The 2,343-nt window shown below is 66.7% G+C and carries 1 protein-coding gene and 1 pseudogene; both read right to left on the bottom strand.

Features of this window, described 5'->3' with window-relative positions:
- A partial coding sequence (locus VFA16_RS02745; protein ID WP_324966344.1) for a GH92 family glycosyl hydrolase occupies window positions 1-1,816 on the bottom strand: 1,816 nt, incomplete at its 3' end.
- 79 nt (window positions 1,817-1,895) lie between these two features.
- Window positions 1,896-2,343: pseudogene (locus tag VFA16_RS02740) on the bottom strand (hypothetical protein); the annotation flags it as partial.

The raw sequence follows: 2,343 nt of genomic DNA, 5'->3' as shown, positions 1-2,343 counted from the left end.
CGTCCGGTCCCGCGTTCAGCTCCGTCGTGAAGCTGTCCAGCCGCTCGGCCGCGGCCTCTCGGCCGCCCATCGCGCTCACCAACCCGGCAATGTTCTGCGGCACCATCCAGGTGTACTGCGCGGCGTTGCTTTCCTCGAATCCGTCCTGTCCGAAATCCGAGGTCGGTCCGGAAGACCCGGGCCACGGAAGGAAAACACCCTCGGCACTGCGCGGCGTGATGTACCGGGTTAGCGGATTGAATAGGTTGTGCCAGTACTGCGCCCTGTTCTGGAATTCCGCGGCAATCACCTTGTCGCCCAGCGCATCCGCAAACCGAGAGATGGCGAAGTCGTCGATCGACCACTCCAGCGTGATCGACGCGCCATCGATGCCATGGTCGCCGCTAAACTCCTCGGTCTGCGGTGCGTAGCGGTGCTCCAAGTAGGTGGCAATTCCCGGCCGCTCCACGTAGCCGTCCCGCCCGACACCGCCGTCACTCGCCGCCTTCAGCATGTAGTACAGCGCCCTTTTGACGTCAAAGTCCTTGGCGCCGAACGTGTACAGGTTCACGATCAGCGGTACCACGCTGTCTCCGGTCATCTCTCCGGTCGCCGAATTCGCCAGCGCCCACCGTGGCAACGACCCGCTCTGCTCGGCGTCGTTCACCAGCGATTGCGCCATGTCGCTCGCCCGCTCCGGAAACAGCAATGCCTGCAACGCCGCCAGGCAGCGATAGGTGTCCCAATCGGAGAAGTTGGCGTACTGCGTGTGCCCGCGGGCCACTGTGTGCACCGCGCCGTCGAATCCGAGGTAGCGGCCATCCGCGTCGTTAAAAGTGTTGGGGTGCAACAACGAATGGTAAAGCGCCGTGTAGAACGTCTTCACGTCGTCGCCATTCGCACCAGCCACCGCGATTCGCGACAGCGCAGCGTTCCACGCGCTCGACGCAGCCGCGCGCACGTCGTTGAAGCTCGCGCCGCCCTCGGCCGCCAGATTGGCTCGCGCCCCGTCGATACTCACATAGGACAGCGCCGTCCGGACCTCGAGCACCGAGCCGGCCGGAAACTCCACCCATCCCCCGCTCCACCGAGAATCTGCGCTGCGCGCCCCGGCGAAAACCGAGTCGCCGTCGAACGTGCCGTAGGAGATGAACGGCCGGCTGAACTTCATCGCGAAATACACGGTGTAGACGTTGTCCTTGCCGCAGAAGTCGCCCGTGGTCGCCGACCCGGTGATCGTGGTGTTGTCCTCACCGATCCGGATGCTCGCCGCCGAGTTGCCCGCCAACGACCCGCCGGTGCGCACATGAAACAGCGCCGGCCGACCGTCGTGCGGGTAGGTGAACCGGCCCACGCCGGTGCGGGTGGTGGCGGTCAGCTCTGCGGTCACCCCGGTGTCGGAGAAGCGCACCGTGTAGTAGCCGGGCACGCCCACCTCGGTGTCGTCGTGGGCGATCCGCTCCCAGGCCCACCAGGGGTGCTCGCCGATCGGAGTAGTCGTCGGCAGCATCGGGATGTCGCCGAACGCATTACAGCCCACCGAAGCGTGGGTCATGCTGAACCCGGTGGACTGGTCGTTGTCGTGGTCGTAGCCGGCGTAGGTGTCGGTGGTGTCCGGCGAATACTGCACCATCCCGAACGGCACCGAGGCGCCGGGGAAGTTATTGACCTCCCCGCCCGTCTCGCTCGACCCGGTGCCGATCAGCGTGTCGACGTGCCCAGCCGGGTTCGTCACCAACGCCGGCTCCTCGGCGTGCGCCGCGGTCGGAGCCCCGGCCAGCATCACGAAGACCAGCACCGCCGCTACGAAAGCAGTGAGCGGCCTTCGTAACGGCATAGCTGTCCCTACCGCATCGCGGTCCCTCGCGAAGGTGTTTCGAGACGGGCAGATGCCAGGCCCTTGCGGCGCCGATACGTCAGGCAGGGTTCGACTGCGGCGCCATCGTCGCGGATTCGGACTCAGGCGCTTCACCGAACCGGGCCAGGACCAGTGCTCCGGCCACCGCTACGGCGAATCCCGCGACAACCATCCAGCCCAGGCCTTCGCGCGTCCGGTCACCGAGCCATACCACTCCGACGATCGCCGGCGGGACCGTTTCACCGATGACCATCCCCGCGACGGCCGTGGTCACCGATCCGCGACTCAAGGCGGATGTCAGCAACAGAAACCCCGCGGCCCCGCCCGCGATCACCGCGTAGACGGCCGGGTTGGTGTAGAAGGTGGCGTTGGTGGGATCGATGGGATCGACCAGGCGCACGCCGATCTCGACGACACCGAAACCGGTCCCGGCGCCGAGCCCCAGAAACAGTGCGCGCGGCCGCTCGCCCAATCGGCCTGCGGCTGCGCCGGCGACGAATACCGCG

Source organism: Mycobacterium sp. (genome assembly GCF_035653355.1).
In the GTDB taxonomy this organism is placed as follows: Bacteria; Actinomycetota; Actinomycetes; order Mycobacteriales; family Mycobacteriaceae; genus Mycobacterium.
This window is presented reverse-complemented; position numbering and strand designations above follow the sequence as displayed.